This window comes from Chryseobacterium sp. FR054, from assembly GCF_056844565.1.
Map to the genome: position 1 here is coordinate 495,955 of NZ_JBXDSA010000001.1, position 24,157 is coordinate 520,111.

The 24,157-nt window shown below is 37.4% G+C and carries 16 protein-coding genes and 1 CRISPR repeat array (1 of these 17 cut by a window edge); of the genes, 3 read left to right on the plus strand and 13 right to left on the minus strand.

Annotated elements, in window-relative coordinates; translation table 11 throughout:
• A CRISPR array of direct repeats spans positions 1-2,156; the repeat unit is 47 nt; unit sequence GTTGTGAATTGCTTTCAAAATTTATTATCTTCGTGATTAGTCACAGC; it begins 663 nt to the left of the window's first position.
• A 57-nt stretch (positions 2,157-2,213) separates the two neighbouring features.
• The 4 genes from cas2 to cas9 are packed head-to-tail and all read right to left on the minus strand — an operon-like array spanning position 2,214 to position 8,186.
• Entirely contained in the window at positions 2,214-2,552 is a 339-nt protein-coding gene (cas2, locus tag AC106S_RS02385; protein WP_034678328.1) for a CRISPR-associated endonuclease Cas2, read from the minus strand.
• Positions 2,549-3,442, minus strand: coding sequence for a type II CRISPR-associated endonuclease Cas1 (gene cas1, locus AC106S_RS02390; protein ID WP_482437532.1), 894 nt, complete (start codon positions 3,440-3,442; stop codon positions 2,549-2,551). The genes cas2 and cas1 overlap by 4 nt, the downstream gene beginning before the upstream one ends.
• 6 nt (positions 3,443-3,448) lie before the next feature.
• Positions 3,449-3,895 carry a PIN domain-containing protein gene (locus AC106S_RS02395; protein ID WP_482437533.1) on the minus strand — a complete coding sequence of 149 codons (447 nt, stop codon included), beginning with the start codon at positions 3,893-3,895 and terminating at the stop codon, positions 3,449-3,451.
• Complete coding sequence (gene cas9, locus AC106S_RS02400) at positions 3,867-8,186, minus strand: type II CRISPR RNA-guided endonuclease Cas9 (protein ID WP_482437534.1); 4,320 nt, start codon at positions 8,184-8,186, stop codon at positions 3,867-3,869. Before cas9 ends, AC106S_RS02395 begins: the two co-directional genes overlap by 29 nt.
• 262 nt (positions 8,187-8,448) lie before the next feature.
• Here cas9 and AC106S_RS02405 point away from each other — a divergent pair, with 262 nt between their 5' ends.
• Complete coding sequence (locus tag AC106S_RS02405) at positions 8,449-10,572, plus strand: Tex family protein (RefSeq protein ID WP_482437535.1); 2,124 nt, start codon at positions 8,449-8,451, stop codon at positions 10,570-10,572.
• A 213-nt stretch (positions 10,573-10,785) separates the two neighbouring features.
• Entirely contained in the window at positions 10,786-11,421 is a 636-nt protein-coding gene (locus tag AC106S_RS02410) for an HAD family hydrolase (protein WP_482437536.1), read from the plus strand.
• A 274-nt stretch (positions 11,422-11,695) separates the two neighbouring features.
• Here AC106S_RS02410 and AC106S_RS02415 read toward each other — a convergent pair whose 3' ends face one another.
• The 8 genes from AC106S_RS02415 to AC106S_RS02450 form a co-directional block, all read right to left on the minus strand.
• On the minus strand, positions 11,696-12,601 hold the full coding sequence (locus AC106S_RS02415; protein WP_482437537.1) for a hypothetical protein: 906 nt from the start codon (positions 12,599-12,601) through the stop codon (positions 11,696-11,698).
• 1 nt (position 12,602) lies between these two features.
• On the minus strand, positions 12,603-13,091 hold the full coding sequence (locus AC106S_RS02420) for a hypothetical protein (RefSeq protein WP_482437538.1): 489 nt from the start codon (positions 13,089-13,091) through the stop codon (positions 12,603-12,605).
• Positions 13,084-15,270: a peptidoglycan-binding domain-containing protein gene (locus AC106S_RS02425; RefSeq protein WP_482437539.1), complete on the minus strand. Its 2,187-nt coding sequence runs from the start codon at positions 15,268-15,270 to the stop codon at positions 13,084-13,086. The genes AC106S_RS02420 and AC106S_RS02425 overlap by 8 nt, the downstream gene beginning before the upstream one ends.
• A 21-nt stretch (positions 15,271-15,291) precedes the next feature.
• Entirely contained in the window at positions 15,292-15,795 is a 504-nt protein-coding gene (locus AC106S_RS02430) for a DUF4280 domain-containing protein (protein ID WP_482437540.1), read from the minus strand.
• Between the two features lie 34 nt (positions 15,796-15,829).
• Positions 15,830-16,951 (minus strand): hypothetical protein, encoded by a 1,122-nt coding sequence (locus AC106S_RS02435; protein ID WP_482437541.1) that lies wholly within the window; start codon positions 16,949-16,951, stop codon positions 15,830-15,832.
• Between the two features lie 222 nt (positions 16,952-17,173).
• Complete coding sequence (locus AC106S_RS02440) at positions 17,174-18,745, minus strand: M20/M25/M40 family metallo-hydrolase (RefSeq protein WP_482437542.1); 1,572 nt, start codon at positions 18,743-18,745, stop codon at positions 17,174-17,176.
• Positions 18,746-18,948: 203 nt separating this feature from the next.
• Positions 18,949-20,097 (minus strand): hypothetical protein, encoded by a 1,149-nt coding sequence (locus AC106S_RS02445; protein WP_482437543.1) that lies wholly within the window; start codon positions 20,095-20,097, stop codon positions 18,949-18,951.
• Positions 20,098-20,314: 217 nt separating this feature from the next.
• On the minus strand, positions 20,315-20,491 hold the full coding sequence (locus tag AC106S_RS02450) for a histone H1 (RefSeq protein WP_040994607.1): 177 nt from the start codon (positions 20,489-20,491) through the stop codon (positions 20,315-20,317).
• Between the two features lie 735 nt (positions 20,492-21,226).
• Between AC106S_RS02450 and AC106S_RS02455 the strand changes: the two genes are divergently transcribed.
• On the plus strand, positions 21,227-22,711 hold the full coding sequence (locus tag AC106S_RS02455; protein WP_482437544.1) for a M1 family aminopeptidase: 1,485 nt from the start codon (positions 21,227-21,229) through the stop codon (positions 22,709-22,711).
• Between the two features lie 6 nt (positions 22,712-22,717).
• Here the strand turns inward: AC106S_RS02455 and AC106S_RS02460 are convergent, their stop codons facing one another.
• Complete coding sequence (locus AC106S_RS02460) at positions 22,718-24,112, minus strand: aminotransferase-like domain-containing protein (RefSeq protein WP_482437545.1); 1,395 nt, start codon at positions 24,110-24,112, stop codon at positions 22,718-22,720.
• Positions 24,113-24,157: the final 45 nt, after the last annotated feature.

Sequence of the window (24,157 nt, forward strand, 5' to 3'; positions counted from 1 at the left end):
AGAAGTATGCAGCGTGTTAATGCGTATATCGTTGTGAATTGCTTTCAAAATTTATTATCTTCGTGATTAGTCACAGCTGACTGCTCAATATGTTGTGCAGTGGCGTTGTTGTGAATTGCTTTCAAAATTTATTATCTTCGTGATTAGTCACAGCTTGTCATCTATTCCTTCATTTTCGACATAGGTTGTGAATTGCTTTCAAAATTTATTATCTTCGTGATTAGTCACAGCTTATCTAACAGATGGGATAAAAGAAGTAGCGTTGTGAATTGCTTTCAAAATTTATTATCTTCGTGATTAGTCACAGCAGTAGGCTTTGCAATAGGAATGATAATAGCGTTGTGAATTGCTTTCAAAATTTATTATCTTCGTGATTAGTCACAGCTGGAACTCCGTAGGCCTGTCCATATCAGCGGTTGTGAATTGCTTTCAAAATTTATTATCTTCGTGATTAGTCACAGCGTTCCCAAAATTTCGTTAAACTTATTCTTAGTTGTGAATTGCTTTCAAAATTTATTATCTTCGTGATTAGTCACAGCTCACAACAAATAAAATTAGTTAATTAATAGGTTGTGAATTGCTTTCAAAATTTATTATCTTCGTGATTAGTCACAGCAGAAGTATGCAGCGTGTTAATGCGTATATCGTTGTGAATTGCTTTCAAAATTTATTATCTTCGTGATTAGTCACAGCTGACTGCTCAATATGTTGTGCAGTGGCGTTGTTGTGAATTGCTTTCAAAATTTATTATCTTCGTGATTAGTCACAGCTTGTCATCTATTCCTTCATTTTCGACATAGGTTGTGAATTGCTTTCAAAATTTATTATCTTCGTGATTAGTCACAGCTTATCTAACAGATGGGATAAAAGAAGTAGCGTTGTGAATTGCTTTCAAAATTTATTATCTTCGTGATTAGTCACAGCAGTAGGCTTTGCAATAGGAATGATAATAGCGTTGTGAATTGCTTTCAAAATTTATTATCTTCGTGATTAGTCACAGCTGGAACTCCGTAGGCCTGTCCATATCAGCGGTTGTGAATTGCTTTCAAAATTTATTATCTTCGTGATTAGTCACAGCTGGTGTTCGCGTCAGATCGCTAAGAGCATGGTTGTGAATTGCTTTCAAAATTTATTATCTTCGTGATTAGTCACAGCCTCTTTAGAGCTTGGCGATTCGATGGCACTGTTGTGAATTGCTTTCAAAATTTATTATCTTCGTGATTAGTCACAGCCCTAATTCTGATTCTGACAGCTTGTAAAACGTTGTGAATTGCTTTCAAAATTTATTATCTTCGTGATTAGTCACAGCCGATTTAACGAAACGCTAGAGATAGCGACGGTTGTGAATTGCTTTCAAAATTTATTATCTTCGTGATTAGTCACAGCTTGGTGAAGGTTTGTCCGCCGAAGATCGTGGTTGTGAATTGCTTTCAAAATTTATTATCTTCGTGATTAGTCACAGCGATCTAATTCTCTTTAGTTCCTCACGTCCAGTTGTGAATTGCTTTCAAAATTTATTATCTTCGTGATTAGTCACAGCCCGCTACCGGCGTCTAAAGATCAGCCTAAAGTTGTGAATTGCTTTCAAAATTTATTATCTTCGTGATTAGTCACAGCACGTTTGCGCTATTCAATGACGAAGCGCACGTTGTGAATTGCTTTCAAAATTTATTATCTTCGTGATTAGTCACAGCCCAAAATAGTAACGGCCCGGGAAGCGGTGCGTTGTGAATTGCTTTCAAAATTTATTATCTTCGTGATTAGTCACAGCAAATATACCGCCGATAGTGAATATACTCCAGTTGTGAATTGCTTTCAAAATTTATTATCTTCGTGATTAGTCACAGCGAGAGGATGAATATATCTCTCCGTCATACTGTTGTGAATTGCTTTCAAAATTTATTATCTTCGTGATTAGTCACAGCTAGAGGATACGATAGGGCACATAGAACGCAGTTGTGAATTGCTTTCAAAATTTATTATCTTCGTGATTAGTCACAGCTCTGAAGGAACATATTGCCTATATCGGAGCGTTGTGAATTGCTTTCAAAATTTATTATCTTCGTGATTAGTCACAGCGGCATGATCGCCCGAATAGGCATACACACGGTTGTGAATTGCTTTCAAAATTTATTATCTTCGTGATTAGTCACAGCCTCAAAATTTAATCCGTTGAAATTCAACGGATTTATTGTTTATTTAGAATTTAAAAATTAGAATAATTCGAGCTGTTGGAAGGTTGGAGGCGGCTCTTCTTTATTTCTGGCAAAAAAGATCTCAATATCACCAAACTGCTTATCTGTAATGCACATAATAGCTACTTTTCCTGCTTTGGGGAGCATAAACTTAACTCTTTTAATATGTACTTCTGCATTCTCACGACTGGGACAATGCCTTACATACATTGAAAACTGAAACAATGTAAAACCATCGTCAAGTAAAGATTTACGAAAGCGGTTGGCATCTTTCATATTGGCTTTAGTCTCTGTCGGCAAATCATATAATACTAAAACCCACATAATTCGGTAAGCATTAAACCTTTCGGCATTCATATCAGCTGAGGATAAGAGATCAGGCGTTTTTCTCCCGTATAACATTTATACAGTGATGCAGCTGTTGTTTTTACTGCCACCAGCAATGGTCTGGTTTTATCATCTATTTTCACGTCTTTGGTCGCAATCTGTAAAATGAAAGCTTTAAATTCTTTAGTTAATTCTTCAGTTTCTGAATTGATTGTAAGCCATTGCACTACCAATAAATCGATAAAAGGACGGTACGGCTCCATCAGATCATCAGCCAGACAATAAGGATTGTATTTATTTTTATGAAAAATCCCGAGAACGGGAAGCAATCCGGTTTCTACAATCGATCTTGCGACAATACTTCTGAGAACCGAATACCCAAAATTGAAAAACTGATTGGGAGAATCACCAAAACGCTGTCTCAGAAAATCCAGGCTGATGAGGTATTTCCAGTAATGTTGCGCTGCAATGCCTTCCATATTCGTAATATCACCGCTTTTCACATTATTCTCGTAATCAACCATAGGTTCATAATAATTTCCTAAGCGTTTTAAAACTTCTTTCTGATTTTCAATTTTACATTCAACAGTCTGTTTCCAAAGTTGCTTTTTCAGTGGTTCACTTGCTTCTAATTGGTCTTTAACTCTATCAGAATGCTCGGTATGTCCGTAAAGAGGTAGCATAATCCCATGCGGTAAATGCTGAGCATCACAACTAACCACCACTACATTATTTGCCATCATTTTCTGAATCAGCTGATGTGAAAGTGTAATCTGAAAATGATCCAACATTAATAAACCCAAATCCTCAACAGGAACACTTCCTTTCTCTGATTTTGTTTCAGGACAAAGGATTTTCATTTGTCCGTCTTTGAGCTTTAAATTTGCAGAACTTCCAATATAAATAGAGCGGGTTATCATAAATAATCATTTGAAGGGATTTATAATTCTTAATTTTTTATCAATTAATCCATGATGCCCCATATCGTCTTGGGAATATAAAACATTACAATCATTTAAAATTGCATCAGCTAAAATAATAGAATCCCCTAATTGAAAATTATGTTTAACCATTAAGTAATAAGCATATCGATAGGTGTCTTTATCAACTCTATTTAAATTCAATATGCTTAATAAAGCAATTCCCATTTTAGAAATATCTTTTTTTAAAATTCCTTTTTTTGTCAACTTAAATAAAAATTCTTGAAAAACATAATTGGAAATTGATGCTTCCGGTCGGATTAAATTAATTGCTATTTCTGAAATATTATAATCTGATTTTTCATATGCATAAACTAAAATATTTGTATCAAGTGAATACTTTATATTCTCAGAACCAATATTATTAACTGTAAAAAATTTTTCTGACATCATTTGGAGTAAAAATTATAATATTTCCCAATCTATCAAATCGGAGCTTAGAAATTAATTCTTTTTCTTTGGTAAGTTCAATTTTGTTGAGCTGACTGTACTCTATTTTGTTTACTATAGCTATTGCAACACACAAAGGAATAACATAAAGACGACTACCTGTAAAACTTACAATTCTATATAAATTATTAATTTGCTCTTTACTAAACTGTTCAAAGTCAATTATATTATCCCTTTCTCCTTCTTGAGCTAAATAGATCAAATCATTTGGTGACAAATGAAATAACAATTTCTCCCCTTTTTCATTAGTTTCGGGACAAGACAATAATCCCTGCTTTTGTCTTTCAATTACCTCATTCAATGCAATTGTTTCATAACTTCTTTTCCCTTTCTTATTTTCATACACAGCAAAAAACAGGTTTGTACCTTTAGCCGCTTCTACATATTTATCTTTTTTATTGCCTGTTTGTCCAACAGGAAATTTACTTCCCAATTCGAAAATTCTGACTTTACTGATAGGCTGATGAGCTTTTCCATCGTTAAATTTTTCGATATTTTTATTCATATCTTCAATTCCTTCAGGCGAAAATGCTAATTCGGGATTATTGTCTTTGTATTCAAGATAATTTTTCAGAATTTTCTGAACACCTGTATCTGTAACACTTTCTATTGTCCTCAGATCAAAAGAAGTATCAAGACTTTTTCTGGTTGCTGTTAATATTTTTCCTTTCGGAACTTTTATCCGGGGTAAATCAACTTTTCCTGAAACAGTCTCTTTATGCATAGGTTTTCGGACCGCCCAGTTTGTTCCCTCCTGCCTTACTAATTCTTTTGTTGTAATCCCATCTTTTTCAACCCATTTTTCGTAATTATTAGTAGCCTTATTAATTACCCGCAAGTTTTGTTTAAAACTGACAATAATCATCTCTAATTTGCTTTTAGCATCAACAGTGAAATTATCCCATGGTTTCAAAAACTGTTTAGAAACTTCTTTTTCGACTTTTTCACCGGTTTGCGGATGGCTGTAAACGACTTTTTCAACCTTCATCAATTTTCTTTTTAAGTCATATCTTTTTATATCAGATTTTGCCGATTGATTATTAAGAAGATTGATATGATCTTTTGTAGCACAGGCAATAACCAAGGCATCCATAGCATGGTGACGATGATCTATTCTTTTCTTGGAAAACCCTTTTGAAAATTCGACCGGAACTGTTGGCAAAAATTTCTGATGCTTCTCATTCCACACTGTGAAATCGTTTGAATTGGTCAGCTGATTCATTCTTTCAAAACGGGAAAGTATCAATTCATTCCATACATCATTCAATCCCCAGTCCCGTTTCAGTTCCGTTGTAATTTTTCCGTTTCCGGGAACAATATTTTTAGAGTTTATACCTTCATCAGTTCCATCTTCTGCACGAACAACATTAGACAGAATTCCAGAAATATATTTACTGATATACCGGGTGTCATTCAGTTGACGTTCAATCATTTTTTCAGGAATCTCTTCTAAAAGAAGCTTACTTCTTTTCGCCCTGTTATTGGCATAATGTTTTTTTACAAAATCTTCATATTCTCCGGTTTCAAAAACCCTTACACTTTTCCCTAAGCCACATTCAACAATCGTTCCTCCAAACTGTTTAATAAATCCTAAACCAATATAATTATCTTTCAATTTATTAACTGCTGATTCACAAATGATTTTATTGTTAAAACTGTCATCGAAATATCTGCTTTGTGGAATGATATGTTCAATTTCATATTCCGGTGTAAATAACTTATTTAATGGAATAATCTGTCCTGTATAAGGTGATTTATATTTTTGCTCCAGCCAAAGTTTGTACCTCCTTAAATCGGATGAAGAAGGCTGAGCTGTTTTACTGATTTTTAGAATATCTTCGTCAATTTCTATATCTGATTTTAAAATTCCATCTTCATAAATCTTTAAAATTTCCTGTTGCATTGGAGAATAAGGACGAACATTTTCCACTTCGTTATCATTCATCATTTCAGCCAATAAGGCTTTGATACGGAGATTGGTATTTTCGTTCTCTGAGATTTTACGTGTCATCTTCTCTCTTTCTACTGCCGGAAGTTTCATTTCCCTCCCAAGTTCAATATGAATTTCATTAAAAAAATCTTTTCTACCATTTCCATACTGTGTCCAAATATCTTTCACCACACGTAATGTTTCCGTTACAACTTGCTCTACAATTGGATTTCTCAGTGAATGCTGTTTAAATTCTTTTAAAAACTCTTCCAGATCATCTGCAGAATTCCATTTACCAGCAGCCGAAGCTTCTGAATGGCGACTATAAACGACATATTGAGCTAACCATAATGGTAAAGCCTCAAAGTGATCTTCCTGTATGAGATGTAAAGCTTTTTCCCGAACTCTATCTTTTATATTTTCATCAAATTCACCGGTAATGATTTTTTTAATTCTATCCTGAGTTTTCATATCAATATTTTTCCATTTCCAATATTTCCCCACACGCATCAATGGTAAAAGTTTCTTAATAGCTTTTTCAGAAAATGAGCCATACTCACTTTTGAATGGTGGAAACTTTCTGAATGCTTCAAAAAATGAACTTTCATCCAGATTATTTTTTTTCGCAAAGGATTTTAATGCTTTTTCATATTCTGCTTTATCATTCACGGAAAAAATAATATGCCAGATCTTTTGTTCCATTTCTTTTGTAAGAAAATCAGGCTGATAGTTTTCAACCTTTTCCAGCCTGGTCAAAATCATCACCTTAGTTTCATTGCAAGGATATTTTTTATCTTCTACATAGTTCCAGCGAAACTTTTCAACTTCAGCATTTAGTAATTTTCCTTTAAATTCTTTTTGTTCCAACAGAAATTTAAGCAGCGGTTTCTGTTCGATTTCTTTTCTATTATTCAAGAACTCAAATAGATTTTCAAAATCTTCGGTTGTGCTTAAAAATCCTTTTGTAACGTTTGAGTCATCATCTTTTTTATAAATATTCAGATTAAAAATCCACTGCCAGATACGAAACTCCTGGTAATACGGATTAGATTTTGGTATGGTTTTTAAAAATTGTTTATGCTCTACTCCATTTTCATCTTTGTACTTTCTGAACTCCAGAGTACAATTGGAAATAGATGACTTTTGACTTCTCAAAGTCCTTTGGTAAAAAATAATATCATCCATAAAGAGATGTACAAATTCTTTTTTACTTAAAGTCAGTTGATGGGCTTCATTATTCCGGTACAGTTCACGCACGCAATCACTGTACAAATCATCACTCTGCAATTCCGCATGAAATTCTTTCTGTTTTTCTAAAATCTGTTTGAGCTCTTCTTTGTAAAATTTTCTTTCAATAGTACGAACCAGCTTTCCTTTGATCTTCTGTTTCGGGTTTTGAAGAAGTGTTTCATAAATGTATGCTCCAACAGTTTTGTGGGATTTGTCGATTTCCTGTTCAGTCTTTGTTTTTATTGCAATCCAATCTTTTTCAGAATCCACAGTTTTAAAGGTTCTCTTTGTATCACCATTTTTTAGAATAGATTCTGTAACAATGAACTCTTTTGTACGTCCTACCCAATCTTCAGTTTTTACAATCTGTTTTTCATATTTCCATCCATTTTCAAAATATACATCATAAAGAATCCTTCCTTTAACATTTTCTCCAGAATCAATAACTCTGTCTACTTTCAGTCTGACAAACACTTTATCTTTCTCTTCTTCAAAATCTTCACCACGCAATTGATAGTATCCACGTTTCTGATTAAAGTTCAAAAGAATCCAAGCCAATTCTTCTTTTTCAATTTTTTGAGAAAGTGCTTTTTTACGCAAATAATAAATCGTCCAGTCGTATGGAATCTTTTTGTCTGTTTCTAAAAGTTGAGGTTGATGATTTTTAAAATCAGTAAGCATTTCCTCAAAAGAGTTCTTGAAAATAAATCCACCATTATTATAGACCAGTTTCGGTTCTGTTTCCTCTTTAAACTTCCCGAATCTTTTCTCGAAATCAATTTGAGAAGCATAATGCTCCGGCAAAAAGTTTAAGATATTAAGCACACGGTGAAGCCTTTCTCTTCGTAATAAAAACCGTTCTCTTAATCTTCTGGCACCTCTGTATCCCGTCCGCTCAGCTGTTTGAGAAACAGAATTACCTTTTCCAAAATCTCCCAAAACGTCTTGAGACATCGGGATAATCCGGCTTCCCATCCCAAGAATTTCTCCTTTTTTATTTTCAAAGTCCTGTTGAACCAAAGCCCAGCCAATAGAATTTGTCCCCAAATCCAATCCAAGTATATTTTTAGTCATAATGATCTAGTTTTTCATAATTACATAAAAATAGGAAGAAAAAAATAATTTGAATTACGGGTTTCCGCATTGCGGTATTAAATGTATTTTATTATCTTTGACTTATAAATTTTGAAAGCAATTCACAATAAGGATTATTCCGTTGTGAAAACATTTAAGCCCCCTCGTCTTCCAATACGGGGGATTTTTTTTGCTTTATGGGTTGGGTTGGACTGGATTTTCTCATTCCAAAACCCTATTTTAGCCATCCGAAAACAGAACAATGACGACCGTAGCATTTATACAGAAGCAGCTCAATATTTCTGAGAAGAGCATCAGCAATACTTTACAATTATTAGCAGAAGACTGTACGATTCCTTTTATTTCCCGTTACCGGAAGGATAAGACCGGGAATCTGGATGAAACTCAGATTGAGCAGATTGCAAAAATCAGCAGACAGTTTGAAGAGATTGTAAAGAGAAAGGAATCTATTTTAAAATCCATAGAAGAACAGGGTGCTTTAACTCCCGAGCTCAGACAGAGAATTGAAGACAGTTTTGATCTTCAGGAACTGGAAGACCTTTACCTGCCTTTCAAAAAACGTAAGAAAACCAAAGCGGATGCTGCCAAAGAAAAAGGACTGGAACCTTTAGCCAAAATCATCATGAGTCAGAAGAATAATGACCTTCTGTTTCTGGCTTCAAAATACCTGAACAATGAGGTTGCCTCTGAGGAAGAAGCTCTTCAGGGAGCGAGAGACATTATGGCGGAATGGATCAATGAAAATATGTATGTCCGCAAAAACCTCCGCCGGATATTCCAGCGTAAAGCTATGGTAACTTCAAAGGTTGTAAAGGCTAAAAAGGATGAAGAAGATGCACAGAAATTTTCTCAGTATTTTGAATGGGAAGAAAATCTTGGGAGAACTCCTTCCCACAGGCTTTTGGCTATGCTGAGAGCTGAGGCGGAAGGTTTCGTAAAAACGAATGTAGGAATTGACAAAGAAGAAGCAATTGATTTCATAGAAAAAGCCATTATTAAATCGGATAATGAGAGTTCTGAGCAGATCGCATTGGCGATAAAAGACAGTTATAAAAGACTTTTAGAACCTGCCATTTCCAATGAAGCCCTGCAGGAAGCTAAGGAAAAAGCGGATCAGAAAGCAATTGAGATCTTTTCTGAAAATTTAAGTCAATTGCTGTTGGCCCCGCCTTTGGGAGAAAAGAGAATTCTGGCCATAGATCCGGGATACAGAAGTGGCTGTAAAGTGGTATGTCTTGATGAGAAAGGAGATCTTCTCCACAATGAGACCCTCTACCCTCACGCTCCTCAGAATGAAAGCGGAATGGCTATGAAAAAGATCCGATCAATGGTCAGTGCTTATCATATCGAAGCGATCTCTATCGGAAACGGGACAGCAAGCCGTGAGACCGAGTTCTTTATTAAAAAGATTGCTTTTGATAAACCATTGCAGGTTTTTGTGGTTTCGGAAGCGGGAGCCTCTGTTTATTCTGCCAGTAAAATTGCAAGGGATGAGTTTCCTACCTATGATGTGACGGTTCGTGGTGCGGTTTCAATCGGAAGAAGGCTTTCCGATCCGTTGGCCGAATTAGTGAAAATTGACCCTAAATCTATTGGTGTCGGGCAGTATCAGCATGATGTAGACCAGACTCAGCTTAAAAATGAACTGGATTCCACGGTAATGAAATGTGTAAATTCCGTAGGGATCAATTTGAATACGGCCAGTAAATCGTTATTAAGTTATGTTTCCGGGATCGGAGAGAAAATGGCCGAAAACATTGTGAATTACCGGGCTGAAAACGGTGCTTTTGAAGACAGAAAACAACTGAAAAAAGTACCGAGACTGGGAGAGAAAGCTTTTCAGCAGGCTGCAGCCTTCGTGAGAATTTCTAATGCTAAGAATCCGCTTGACAATTCTGCCGTACATCCTGAAGCCTATGGGATCGTGGAAAAAATGGCTAAAGATCTCGGCATTAAAACCCATGAACTGATCGCCAATAAAGAAAAAATAGCTTTGGTAAAACCGGAAGCCTATATCACGGAAGAAATAGGAATTTTAGGGATCAAAGACATTCTGAAAGAGCTTGAAAAACCGGGGCTGGATCCAAGAAAAGCGGCTAAAGTTTTTGAATTCGACCCGAACGTCAAGAGCATTAAAGATTTAAAAACAGGCATGATCCTTCCGGGAATCGTGAATAATATTACAGCTTTCGGATGCTTTGTGGATTTAGGTATCAAAGAAAGCGGTCTGGTACACATTTCCCAGCTGAAAGACGGTTTTGTATCTGATGTGAATGAAGTAGTAAAACTTCACCAGCACGTAAGGGTAAAAGTGACGGAAGTGGATGAGGCGAGAAAAAGAGTTCAACTAAGCATGATTTTGTAGTTTCTATCGCATTCATTATGATAAGGCACAAAGCTGTTTGTACAGAGGTTATGATACTCTCTAAAGTATTTTAAATAAAAATTTTGGTCTTTTGACTATGCAGGACCTTCGGTTTGCGGTTAATTTTAAAATGAGTTTTAAAAGACATATTTTATGCTTTTAATGTGCCGCAGACAAGTTTATGATTAGAACTTAAAATATAAATACCATATTTTGAAATATAAAAATTTAATTTTCGATTTAGACGGAACGCTGTGGGATTCCAGGGCTTCTATTATTAATATATGGAATACGGTTCTCACGCGGCACCGGCTTATTGAAAAAGAGCTGAAGCCGGAGGATATGGATCAGTATATGGGATTGCTGACAGACGACATCGTCAGAGAAATCGCACCGGGAATTACCGGGCAGGACGTGAAAACGATTCTTGCCGAAATTTCGGAACAGGAAAGCAAAGTATTGCGTACCCGGGGCGGAATTCTTTATGAAGGAGTTGAAGATACGTTAAAAAGCCTGTCTGAAACCCACAACCTTTTCATTGTGAGCAACTGTCAGGACGGATATATTGAAGCCTTCCTGGATTTCTACCGGTTCGGCAGCCTGTTTACCGATTTTGAATCTCACGGACGTACGGGAAAACCGAAAGCAGAGAATATACAGCTCATCATGGAAAGAAACGGGATAAATACAGAAAATGCGGTGTATATCGGCGATACACAGACAGATTACAGTTCAGCAAAATCCAATAACCTGGATTTCATCTTCTGTGAATATGGTTTCGGAAAGCTGGATACTCAGGAAAACGTTTTTTCTGTTTCTGTATTTCCGGATTTAAAAAATTATATTTAATGATCTGAATTTTATTAATCTTATCGGCTGCTGTTCTTTTTCAAAACATACGTATTCTTTTTCCCTTTTGTAAAGCTTTCATCAATATAGGGGCATTTCCAAAGATACCTGGTTCCATCAAAAGGCATGCTTCCAAAATCTTTTGTTTTTTGTAATGATATTACGGTATTAGACCTTTAATATACACAACCTTTTGCATCATTGCTGAGTTTGATTGCATACAGCTTCAGTTAAGGATTGAAATAATTACCTATAAAAACGGTCAATTAGTAACTCATAGTTTTATAATAGTTCCATCATTTGATATTTTGTATTTTCCCGTTTCTTTTCTGGCATCTTTTCTATTTTTCCTTTTATATAGTGTAATGTTATAATTTTTCAATATGTTAAAATCCTGAATACCCTCACCATCCATTTTTCCTATTAATAAATTAGATATTATTTTTCCATCCTTAATAACAATTAAATAGTAATTCTCAATATCTGATGTATTATCGCACAATATAACTGGTTTAAAATCATTTATTGCCGGCAAATAAATATATTCTGAAAAATAAAATTCACTTCCAATAATTTTAAATAATTCACTTTTTTCATTATAATCATATTTGGGATAATTTTCACTACATTTTTTTTCATCAGAAGGATAAACACAAACCGCATAAAAATCTTCAAAATTAAAAGGTAAAATGGCTGCTTTATCATTTATATCACCTTTTAGAGGAAATTTTTTTTCTGATATTTCACATGCCCGAAAAATATCATTCTGAGCCAATAGGTGTTTATCAAATTTTAAGGCTACCGGTTTCTCTGGATCTACGGTTACATTATACAAAATCTGCTCACTGGGAATCAGCAGCAACCAGGCAATTGTACTTTCAACAATTTGCTTTTGTTCAGGATCATCAGAAAGGTTATTTTCAAAATAAACATGAATTGAAATACTATCACTCTCGATTTTATCTATATCAATAAAATAATTTTTGTAATCCTTAAGATTCAAATCACTTGATTTTACTATTTTTTCAACTATTTCCTGACATGTCAATTTGTGTGTGTTTATGGCTCCTTTTTCCTTTTCAGGAATATCAGACAACCTTTTATCAGAATTTTGTTTACAGCTTAAAATATTGTTTAACAATATCAGCAATAAAATAGTAAATGTTTTTTTACTTATCATTTTAAAAATTGTTAGAAATTTTAGGTATCGTTGTATTAATATCTTTAATATAATTTTTTTGAATTGTAAGATCTTTGGAGTGCCACCTTCCTACATTTCCGTTATACCTTAAAATAAACTCTGCGATATAAGACATTCCTGCTTCTACGGATGGAAACATAATATATTTCTTAGCTCTGTCTGTAATTTGTTTGTTACCTCCCTGCCCGCTTTTGCCTTTATTTTCGTATCTTTCCCATAACCCAACAGGAATATATTCAGGATATTCAGTATAAATTTCGCTGTTCCACCCATAGCTGGAAGCCTCTCCAAACGCCTCCATTCCAGGAGAACCACAGTTTACATATTGTCCGGATTTAAAATGTCCTGTTTCCCATCTATAAATCATTTCTATTGTTTGCGCCATTTCTTTTCCGTAGCGAGCATTTATAATTTTTAATGCAGCTTCGGCATCTTTAATTGTAAAACCATTATTCTGTTTTTTAGGCACAACTGCTGAAGAATGAATTTTGCTTTACCTCTCCTTCTCCCATACAGCTACATATATTGGGATATATCTTGCTTGCCACAGTGATAATGCTCTCCCCATTAACTTGATTTATATTCTTTGCTAAATATTGGTCTGCTAAATATTTTAATTCAAATTGCCTCACATCATAATGAATCCAGGTGCTTGCTATAAACTCTCCTTTGTAAGCTGCCACTCCCGGTTCTAATGAAAATTTATTGGTTTCGTTCCATCTAACTTGATTTCCTAAATATTTAACAAATATTTTCTGTCTTATTTCTTCTACTTCTTTAAGTATCTGTGTTCGTTTTCCATTTTTGTTAAAATGCAGATCCAAAGCTTTACCCATATGATTCGTGGAACTCCTATTATGAATATCATTATCTACCCAGCATCTATATCCCGAAAAAATACATTTAACAGAATATTTCATGTTTTTTTCAATAACCGTTGTATAAAACATTGCAGCTCTTAATGCCCAAATTAAGCTCCTGTGAATTCCCGGATACTCGTATTTTCTTTTAAGTTCTGCAATTTTTGAATTTTGTTTTTGTTCCGGAAATTTATCGTTCCCAAATCCCTTACATTTTCCACAAGAACATTTTACATCATCAAAATCTATAATATATTTTTGTTGAAATTCATCAATTGCCTTCAGAACATTCCCACAAACCCTTCCTGTTTCAGGAACTTTCATATAATCCCTTTGAAACTGTTTTATCATCTTTTCAGTCCTGTCCGTAAATTGATCAGTGGGTACGTTTCCTCCGAAACCGGCCAACCGTATATTGATTTCTCTGATCAGTTCGCCTGGTGGGGAGTTTTTATCAATACAGTATGTACCACCACAATTTTTCAGGTCTCTTTTATTTTCTTTAATAACCGCAACAGAATCATTTGCCTCTGCTTTCACAGGTTCCGCATCAGGGCTTACCCGGATTACCCTGGAAGTAACTGAAGTGTTGAGATGTTCCACTTCTATGAAATATTCACGGTCTTTTCCTTCGCCCCAATCACTGCTTTGGGCATACATCTCTTTTGTCAGGTAGATTCCATTGATAAAATTGGTAGCAGGATAAGCCAGCATGACAGATTTTTCGTACAGAAGGTCATTGCTGTAACGGGACAGGTCTTCTTCCCAGATCCTTACTTTTACATTCTGTCCTTTCATATTCCTGGAGGTTATTCTGATGGAGACCACATTTCCTGTAAGTGCATTCTTCAGAGGTTTTCCTGTGGAGTCTGTAAATTCCGCATTCAGAATTTTGCCATCAGGGTCAGCCTGATTTTTTGCAGCAGAAGTCTGCGGAAACTTGGCCGTTTGGTCTTCAGGTTTCGGTCTATTGTATTTTGCACCATGCTTTCCCGGTATTGCCGGAAGGTTTCCGGTTGAAGGAGTATTCTCTTTTCTCCCAGGCTTTTCACCTGATGGAGGAATATAGGCAGGGTTGACTACATTCACGTTGGGACTTGTTTTGCTGATATGCTTTGATATCACTTCCGCAGTCACGTAGTATTCATGGGTTCTGCCTTCATCCCTGTCTCCCTCTGCAATTCCCATATTGGCGATCCGGGCTGCCATAGTATACACCGGAAGTCTGAAAACCCCTCTGGCAACTCCTTCATCATCCACCTCCGCAACCAGAGGAACCAGGTTGATTCTGTTCATTCTGTTAATAACCGGATCATGCCCTTTTCCCACAGCATCATCTTCCCACAATGTAAAACACACTTTATATCCGAGCATTCCTACGCAATAGGCTTTAGCGACAATGGTATCCGTATAATGCAGCGGTTTTCCCCTGGAGAGTTTTGCAGAATTAATGTCCAGCAGTTCCACACTGAGTATTTTAGGCTCTTCTGCTTCTCCTGGTTTTATATACAGCTCGCCTCTGTCCTTTCCCCGGACCGCTTCAATTTTTAATGCTTTATACCTGAGACTTTTATTCGTAAACTTGTAAGTAACCCGCTCTCCCTCTTTTCCATTTCCATTGGCTATTCTCCAGCCCTTTCTGTCCTGTACATAAATATTCCACCGTATTTCCGGCTGAGGAACAGAAAATGGACCGGAGGTCATTGCATGATCCAGCACCAAAAGTGAATAAACCTCTGTATTTCCAACAACAGGCCGGGTATTTCCTGTAATCGTTAATTTTGTCATGGCTGTCGGTTTTAAAGATAATTATTCATAAATCTGATCCTGTTCGTCCAATTCTTCCTGAGTCTCCCTCAAATCCATAAAAGGATTAATCATATGATAATCCCTGGAATCGGCCAGAGTGATATTCTGTCTGTTCATCACGGAAGTCTGCCCGTGATCTTTCACTGTAATCTTTCCGCCTGTACTGCACATCAGTTCAGCAATTTCGGAAAGACAGCTTTTCCCCATCACTTTTGTGCTCTCATACGTTTTCTGCCATTTTCCTGCAGGAGCGAATGTACAGGGCAAATAACCGCCCGGAGAAGGCTTCAGCCTGCAGGTTCCAAAACTGGGTCCCGGAGGGTTGAACTGAACATCATCTTCCGTCACCGCAAGATAATCCGGTAATACTTCCTGACTGTTCCAGTAATGCTTCCGATGAGAGGTTACTTTAAACCGGGGAAACTGACTGCCCTGATCACATTGAGCCTTCCCTTTCTGAATAACGAAATGCTTGCCCTCATGGGCTGATCTGTTTTCTGACATAACATCTGTGTTGATTTATTTAATGATTTCCAGGCTATTCTGTTAATTTTTCCAGCCTGAAGGTTAATTTTTTCTCATAACCGGCTATCTGCATTTCAAATTCAGCATCTATTTTCCGGATCGAGAAATCATGAAAATCCAGCGTATATTTTGCTGTATGCTCTCCCTGTAAAGATTTTCCGTGAGGTTTGATCTGTTCGTCATACGCTCCGTGCGAAGCATATAATTCCTGAATGGTCCGGTAATCCGCAGATCTACCTTTCTGCAGAATTTCCATATAACGGGCATCCCTCTGTGGTAAAGTCTGATGAGTCATTTTCATTCTGACGGGAGATGCCGGAGCCAGCCATGAAAATTCCTCCAGGTATGGAGCAGCAGTATCTGTTGACTGATAGTCTGCCTGATAAAAATGTCCGAAAAGAAATTGTATGCACATCAGTTTTTTCAGGTGATCATATATCATTTCAGGATTCTTCACCTTGCTTTTCATCTGATCAGTATGTAAAGCTGCATAAGGACCTGTATGGTATTTTTTTAGCCCTTCAATCCGAGCTATGATCTCTTTAATCTCTTTATCCGGCTTTGCTGCTATAAAATTTCCGGTTCTGTCCGCCGTCAGTGTTACCGGATAGATAATATTCACAAGATCTGAAGCCAGACCATTGATCTTCTCTTCCGGCTCCGTCCCATTTTTCCTGAAGCTGCTCATTGAAAAACGGATATAATGTTTTTCTTCATCTTCTCTGATGTAATTGAAATGAATGAGATAGGCATATTCATATTTCCGGATACCGTCTTCACTTTCAGCATGCATTACTGAATAATCACCATTAACTGATCTGATATTGAAAGGAATCTTTCCATGAGGCAGCAAATAGCACAAACTTTCCCCGCGCTCCCTGATCTTTCTGTTGATACCGGCGATTTCATCCGGAATGGGAACATACAGCTTCTGAAGAAACCTCAACCTTCCGTCTTCAGGAATCAGGTCCAGAGAACTGCACCGCGCATTGTGATACTTACGGAGATAGCCGGGGTTTTGAATGTTCAGATCCCAGGAAATACTTTCCAGTGTTTCGCCGGATTTTACAAAATACAGATGGGCAGGACCCGGCCCCGGAACAGGACCGTCCTTATTAGAAATATTCTTTTTCATATATGTAACTGGTGTTTTTTAATGTCAAAAAATGACTCTTAAATTTAGAAATATCACCCTTACATTATTTTGCATTCATTTGTATTTTTATTGCAATTTCATATATGCAAAAAAATAAAAATGTGTACAATACCAACAAAAAAGACTGTCTCTTAAACAGAAACAGTCTTTGTATTTATTATTTCACTGGCGGATGCTTTTATAGGCCCTCCAGATTTCTTACTATTTAAAATCCTTAGAATCTCTTCTAGGTTCTTTTGCTTCCGGCCATTTCATTGTCTCTCCCTTATCATCCTGTGGCATTACTCTTTTCTCCCTGCTGGCAAACTCAGGATCTTCAGAAGCCATATAAGCCAATGCTGCGGTAAGGACTACATTATTTTTCACTTCATCAAAAACGATCTTATCATACGTATCTTTTGTCGTATGCCATGTATATCCGAAATACCCCCAGTTCAGAGAACCTAAAGAAATTCCCGGTACTCCTGCCGCCACAAATGAAGCATGATCAGAACCTCCCCCACCAGGCATTCCCGGAAAGTCGGTTTTAATATGTCCTCTCACGGACTTCGGAACCCCGTCAAGCCATCTTCCGATATAGTCATAAGCTTTTACAAATCCCTGTCCGCTGATGTTGACTACCCGTCCCGTCCCGTTATCCTGATTGAAAGCAGCCTGAACTCCTTTGACAATCTGGGGATTATCTGCCACAAAACCTCTGGAACCGTTCAGCCCCTGTTCTTCACTGCCCCAAAGTCCGATAACGATTGTTCTCTTGTTGTTCGGATAGTACTTTTTCAGAAGTCTCATTGCTTCAAGCATGGTAATGGTTCCCGTCCCGTTGTCTGTCGCTCCCTGTGCTCCGTCCCATGAATCAAGATGAGCGGAAAGGATCACATATTCATCCGGCTTTTCTTTTCCTTTAATCATCCCGATCGTGTTGAAGTTTTTGGCATCAGGAAGTATTTTAGACTGGGCATCGATTTTAATTTTAGGTTTTGCGCCTTTTTCAGCCATTCTGTACAGCATTCCGTAATCTTCCACATCAATATCAATCATCGGGATTTTTGCTGTTTTAGCTCCGAAAATTCTGTTAGCCCCCATGATTCCCGTCCAGTTCGAAATCGCAATTCCTGCCGCACCTGCTTTTTCCAGGGCTTCCGGAAGGGTATTATTATCGTAACCGATATTCTTCACATATGCACTGAAGTCTTTGGCGGCCTGTTCTCTTTCTGCTTTAAGCTTTTCATACAGCTCCGGAGTGGCAAATTCTTTGATCTGCTCATCTGAACGGCCAATTTTCTGATACTGGGCAATCAGTACTATTTTTCCTTTCACAGAGGGGAGCCACTGATCAAACTCTGCTTTCGAAGCCGCTTTTGGAAGAATAACCACTTCCCCTTCCACCGGTTTTTTAGTCGACGGGCTCCATGCCAGCTGTGTTGCAGACAGGGATTTGATACGCGGATACACCATATCTACATGGGTAGTCCCCCTTTGCCACCCCTTCCATGTTCCGAACTGCTGAAGGCTAGCCTCTATACCCCATGAACGGAGCTTTTCTGCCGACCATTCATTAGCGGCCAGCATTTCGGGAGTTCCCACAAGACGCGGGCCGATGCCATCCAGCAGTTCATAAGCCAGGTTTTCCAGCTGTGAATTGTTGTTTACTTCATCTACAAAACTTTTTACTACGGGATTAAGTCTTTCTTTCGAATCTACCTTGATCTGGGCCCACGAGAACTGGGCTGCCAGCACAACTGCCGGCACTGCAAAAAATCTATTTATCTTCATAACCTTTATTGATTGCTTAAAGATAAAGGAATTTAAGGAGATAATGAAAGCAAAAAGCCTATATGAACCGATTTATATAAAAAAGAAGCTCTTTACCATTAAATCAACTGTATTCATAAGAAATAACTGCGGAATCCGTGCGATCTGCGGGAGAAAAAAAAGACCGCCCAACCTGACAGTCATTATTTTAATCAAGTAAGAACTTACTTTCCGTTAATAAAAGCCTGCTCCTCTTCAGACAGAAGAATCGTTCCGTCCTTTTCTTCTTTCACAGGAATATTTTCCCAGATACTTTTACCGAAATCCACTTTAGCGGCAAGTCCCTGATCATCAGACTTTGTGAAGGTATTATAAATAATTTCCCTGCTGAATTTACGTTCGTGCCTTTTACCATTATACGCTGCCACATATTTCTCCCCGTCCAGCTTACAAAGGGCAGGCACATACATTCCGTCTTTTTTATAAAAATCAAAGGTAAGCGAAGCATCTCCAAGCTGATAATCATACTCTCTTCCATCCGCAGTCTTCCTTTTCATCACCGGGTACTGAGTCTGATAGTAATGGATCTCAAAATAGGTAATCGTTTGGTCTGTTCCATTATATTTAAATTCCCCTTTTATCTCAATCCCGGCCCCTGACTGTATTTTAAAGGAAATCAGCTGTTCGTCTCCTTCTTCAAAGATCAGTCTTCCTGAATACTTTGAACCCTTGCTTTTGATATGAGCCAATGTACGGTTCAGTTCAAAACTGAAGAAATAATTGCCCATATATTCGTGGGAAAATTCATTTGTACCGGCAACAAAGATACTGTCAGATTTCATATTCCTCATATATTTTACATTATTCAGCTGCATCTGAAGAATTTCATCATAATTCCGGCGGATTCCGTCCCTGTAATTGTAATGATTGCTTTTGCTCCATAACTTGGCTTCTGCAATCACTAAAAAATAAAGTTTATCATTATCTGATTTTTTTTCTTTATACACCACATCATAGAGTGAAGGTTCATTATAGTAACGTTTCTGGTAATTTTTGCTGACATCCTGAAATAGTTTTTTAATATCCACATCCACAATCTTTATCTCCCCGATATCCTTATAAACAGGTTTCAATCGGATTACAGGACTAAAAGCCCTGACCTTTTCCTTCTGAAAACCCGAGGCTGAAATTTCAAAATTCGCCGCGTCCGGATTAACGGGAGCAAATCCGTCTTCATTGGTATATACAATCTGATGGCTGAGCAAAATCCTTGCATTGGAAACAGGACTTCCTGTTTCAGAATCCACAACTTTCAGTTTTTGGGCAGAAAAAAGTCCGAAAAAGAGGACTAATAAAAAGTAAGAATGTTTCATTGGGTTATCAGTTTATTAATTCAAAATCAATATCGCAAATATATACGCAGAAACAAGAAAAAAAGAGCGGTTTAATACAATTTAATAGTATTTAACTTCTGGAGTATAATTTTAATAAAAAATACCGGAAACTGGGAGATTTTAACATTTTGAAATGATCGTTTCCCCGGAAATCAGGATATAAAAAAACCGGCTCGATGAGCCGGCCGGAACTGAACTATTTTTTAGCTTCTTCTACAGAAACTTTTCTGAATTCTTTGAACAGTTTGCTAAGTTCTAAAGCTGATTTACGAGCTCTTGTACCTGCAGCTTTGTTTCCTTTTTCTGCCTGTTGGTTAGCTTCTGTTGCGAACGCTTCAAATTCTGCGTTGATTTTTTCAATTAGTTCTTTCATTATTTTTAAAATTTAGGGTGCAAATATAGGTTTTATGGTGATTCCAGCCTAACTGCAGGTAAAAAAAATTGAGGTAAATTCACCAAAATCTCATGTTTTTACCGAAATTTTCCTTTTTGCCCGTTCCAAATACGGGAAAAACACAAGGAAGCAAGAGATTCAGCCAATATTAGAATGTAATATTGAGGTATCCTGAACCAAAGACTTCCGGTAAGTTTTAATGGTTTTAAATTCTCGCAGATTCAGCAAATTGAGCAGTTTTTTTGGTTGGAGAATCGCAAGGACGCAAGATTTTTTAACATTATGCTGTTTTTAAGGCGCAAGAAAATCAAAGATTTTCAGCAAGGTGATAAGTATTTTTAAACATTAGAATAGCCGAAGGCTAAACCATCGCTTCATCGGATCAACGGAGTTGATTCTGTACTTTGCCCCCTGAAATATGCACAAAGAAGCTGAAACTTTGCGTTTTCATAAAAGCATCCACAAATTATACAGATTTATGGTTTTTAGATCTGGCGGATTGAGCAGATTTTTACGGTTGATTTTCGCTATCAATAAGCAGCATACATTTCAGATCAAATAATATGCAGTACGTAAAAAGATCGGTATCATCGATGAAACCTGTGGAAAAATGAAAACCAGCCGAAGAAAATAATAAAATATTTCCTGACGGAATTATCAAAAGACAACTTACTTTTTAAGGGTTTTAATTAAATTTGAAAAAACAATGAACCAATGATTAGAAGATTACTCTTATTCATCATTATTTTACCGCTATTGACTAATGCTCAAAATAAGATCAGCTATAAAGTATACTACGACAAAAATGCAGGACAGGATGGCCTGAAAATACAGGTAGATTATACCGGGAAAAACTCTTCCGAAGTTTCGGATTTCTATTACAGCAATGAAAACTGGGGAGAAAAAGATCTTTTTAAATGCCTTATTCTGAGCCGGGAAGATAATCCGGGAATCCGTTTTGAAACCCGGCCGGAAAAAGATGAAATCAGGGTTCATCATAAAAATGGTAAAAAGGTGAGTTTTACATACCGGATCAGACAGGATTTTGCAGATCCTAATCATCGCATTTTCAACCGTCCGAGAATCAGCAGTCATTTTTTTCATGCTCTGGGTAGAAACCTGTTCATGGTCCCAAAATCTTTCACAGAAATGCCTGATGACAAAGAGCTGGATTTCTCTGTTGAATGGATTGGATTTCCTCCCGACTTTAAACTTCACAATACTTTTGCCAGCCAGTCCCGTAAACAAAAGATCAGAACGGTATTATGGGAAGGCTTCTACAATTCACTTTTTGTAGGAGGTGATTACCGGATCTATGATTTTAAGGTTCATGGTAAACCGGTGTATTTTGCAATCCGTGATGAATGGAACAACGGATTTTCAGATGATTTCCTGCTTTCCAACTTAAAAAAGTCGGTACAGTCTCAGCGTGATTTCTGGAAAGATTACGATAAAGATTATTTTACCGTTATTATGAGCCCTACCGTTTCCACAAAAGACAGTACGTTTAAAGGATACAGCACCACAGGTTCAGCGATAAAGAACGCATTTATGATCCAGGGAACCAATAACCCGTTCAATAACAGAAACAGTTATCTTTATCTTCTTCACCATGAGATGATGCACGACTGGATAGGAACCACGATCAAAAACAAGCACGAAGAGCTTAATTATTGGTTCAGCGAAGGATTTACAGATTATTACACCTATAAAAACAGACTGAGAATCAAAGATATTTCATTGGATGAATGGATAAAACTTTTCAATGATGAGGTCATTAAGAATCACTGGCAAAACCCACAGCGAAATATCGCCAATTACACAATCAGGGACGATTTCTGGAAAAGCCGCGATATAGAAAAAGTTCCGTACAAACGGGGAGCTATCTTTGCATTCTGGCTGGATAATCAGATCCTGATCAAAAGCAATTATAAAAAATCGCTGGATGACCTGATGCTGGAATTGCTGAAAACCTGTACAGAGAAAAAAGTAAAATTTACGGATGAGCTTTTCCTTGATCTTGCTCAGAAATACCTGGACAAAGACATTTCTTATTTTTTCCAGAAACATATTCTCGGCGGAACAGATATAGACCTGGTCAATGAAAAATGGATCAACGGCCTGCAGTTTAAAGTAACAGACCAAATCCCGCAGATCCAGGCGGATAAGAATGCAGAATCTAAATATATTTTACGTTAACTGCAATCATCCGGGAAGCAGCTCTGTTGCTTTCCGGCCTGCTTTTTCCAGCAAAACAAGACTTTCATGGGTCATGCGGTCTGCAAAAACGATCCGGAAATAATGTCTGTATTCATTGGACAGGGAAAATGTGCTGCCGGGAACAAACAGGATTCCGTTTTCTTCACAGTATTCAAAAAAGATCCCGGGATCTGTTTTTTCCGGTAATCTTCCCCAAATGCTGTAACCTCCCTGTGGAACATAGAAATAAGAACCTTCAGGGAAACACCGGTACAATACGGATAATAATTCAGTTGCCTGCTGCTGAAGTTTCTTTCTGAATGACCTCAGATGTCTTTCGTAGCTTCCGTTCTGAAGCAGTTTTGTCACCAGTTCCTGGTAAACCGGGGAAACGGATCTTCCCAGAACAAACTTTGAACGTTCTGCCTGGGAATAAAAATTTCCGGCACAGAGCCACCCCAGACGGATTCCCGGAGCCAGCGTCTTGGAAAATGAGGAAACGGTCATCACTAATCCTGAACGATCAAAGCTTTTGATGCACCCGGGCCTTTCTTCTCCAAAATAAAGATCGCCGTAAATATCATTCTCAATAACGGGAATCCGGTATTCTGATGAGATCTCCAACAGTTTTTTCCTGGCATCATCGCTCATCAGGGTTCCTGTGGGATTGTGAAAATTAGGGGTAGCCACCACCGCACCAATCTTATTTTCTTTACAGATCCTTTCCAGATAGTCTGTATCCAAACCGCTGTCATGATGAACCGGAACTTCAATAATTTTAAGACTGAGACTGACCAGAACTTCCAAAACTGAAAAAACACACGGACTTTCAACAGCAACAATATCCCCGGGAACCGTTACCGTGCTTAAAGCAACCGTAAGCGCCTGCAATGCTCCGTCTGTAATAATTATTTCGTCAGGATTCAGCCCTGAGCGGACAGAAATCTGTTTCTTCAGCTCAGGAAGCCCGGCTGAAGGATAATACCGGAGCAGTGACGCTCCTTTTTCACGGATGACTTGCTGCATTGTTTTCAAAATCAGCTTCTGTGGAATCAAAAGATCTCCGGGAGCTGCGGTATTAAAAGAACCGGATTCGGGGCTGCGGTTCCGGGATGAGGTCAGCATGATATTTTTAGCAAATCCGGGATCTCTTACAACCGGAGCCAGATTGGTTTTAGCATGAAAAGCAGTGCCGGCAACGAAATATCCGGAACGCGGCCTGCTCTCTGCCAGTCCTTTGATTATAAGGTATTCAAAACCGCTCTGAACGGAACTGGTGCTCAGATGATACCTGTTTTTAATTTCCCGGACTGAAGGAAGCTTATCTCCTTTACCAAGAATTTTATTTCTGATCTGCTCTTCGATCACGGCGGTGAAAACTTCATATTTATAGGACTTCATCTTTCTTCTCTGCTAAACTTTGCTGTACAAATGTATAAAATAACC

What these genes read in the sequence shown, in the direction of transcription:
- AC106S_RS02460 (WP_482437545.1), bottom strand. Translation starts at nt 24,112, where the DNA reads ATGAAGTCCTATAAATATGAAGTTTTCACCGCCGTGATCGAAGAGCAG.
- AC106S_RS02395 (WP_482437533.1), bottom strand. Translation starts at nt 3,895, where the DNA reads ATGATGTCAGAAAAATTTTTTACAGTTAATAATATTGGTTCTGAGAAT.
- cas1 (WP_482437532.1), bottom strand. Translation starts at nt 3,442, where the DNA reads ATGATAACCCGCTCTATTTATATTGGAAGTTCTGCAAATTTAAAGCTC.
- AC106S_RS02415 (WP_482437537.1), bottom strand. Translation starts at nt 12,601, where the DNA reads ATGATAAGTAAAAAAACATTTACTATTTTATTGCTGATATTGTTAAAC.
- AC106S_RS02455 (WP_482437544.1), top strand. Translation starts at nt 21,227, where the DNA reads ATGATTAGAAGATTACTCTTATTCATCATTATTTTACCGCTATTGACT.
- AC106S_RS02425 (WP_482437539.1), bottom strand. Translation starts at nt 15,270, where the DNA reads ATGACAAAATTAACGATTACAGGAAATACCCGGCCTGTTGTTGGAAAT.
- cas2 (WP_034678328.1), bottom strand. Translation starts at nt 2,552, where the DNA reads ATGAATGCCGAAAGGTTTAATGCTTACCGAATTATGTGGGTTTTAGTA.
- AC106S_RS02435 (WP_482437541.1), bottom strand. Translation starts at nt 16,951, where the DNA reads ATGAAAAAGAATATTTCTAATAAGGACGGTCCTGTTCCGGGGCCGGGT.
- cas9 (WP_482437534.1), bottom strand. Translation starts at nt 8,186, where the DNA reads ATGACTAAAAATATACTTGGATTGGATTTGGGGACAAATTCTATTGGC.
- AC106S_RS02430 (WP_482437540.1), bottom strand. Translation starts at nt 15,795, where the DNA reads ATGTCAGAAAACAGATCAGCCCATGAGGGCAAGCATTTCGTTATTCAG.
- AC106S_RS02445 (WP_482437543.1), bottom strand. Translation starts at nt 20,097, where the DNA reads ATGAAACATTCTTACTTTTTATTAGTCCTCTTTTTCGGACTTTTTTCT.
- AC106S_RS02440 (WP_482437542.1), bottom strand. Translation starts at nt 18,745, where the DNA reads ATGAAGATAAATAGATTTTTTGCAGTGCCGGCAGTTGTGCTGGCAGCC.
- AC106S_RS02405 (WP_482437535.1), top strand. Translation starts at nt 8,449, where the DNA reads ATGACGACCGTAGCATTTATACAGAAGCAGCTCAATATTTCTGAGAAG.
- AC106S_RS02450 (WP_040994607.1), bottom strand. Translation starts at nt 20,491, where the DNA reads ATGAAAGAACTAATTGAAAAAATCAACGCAGAATTTGAAGCGTTCGCA.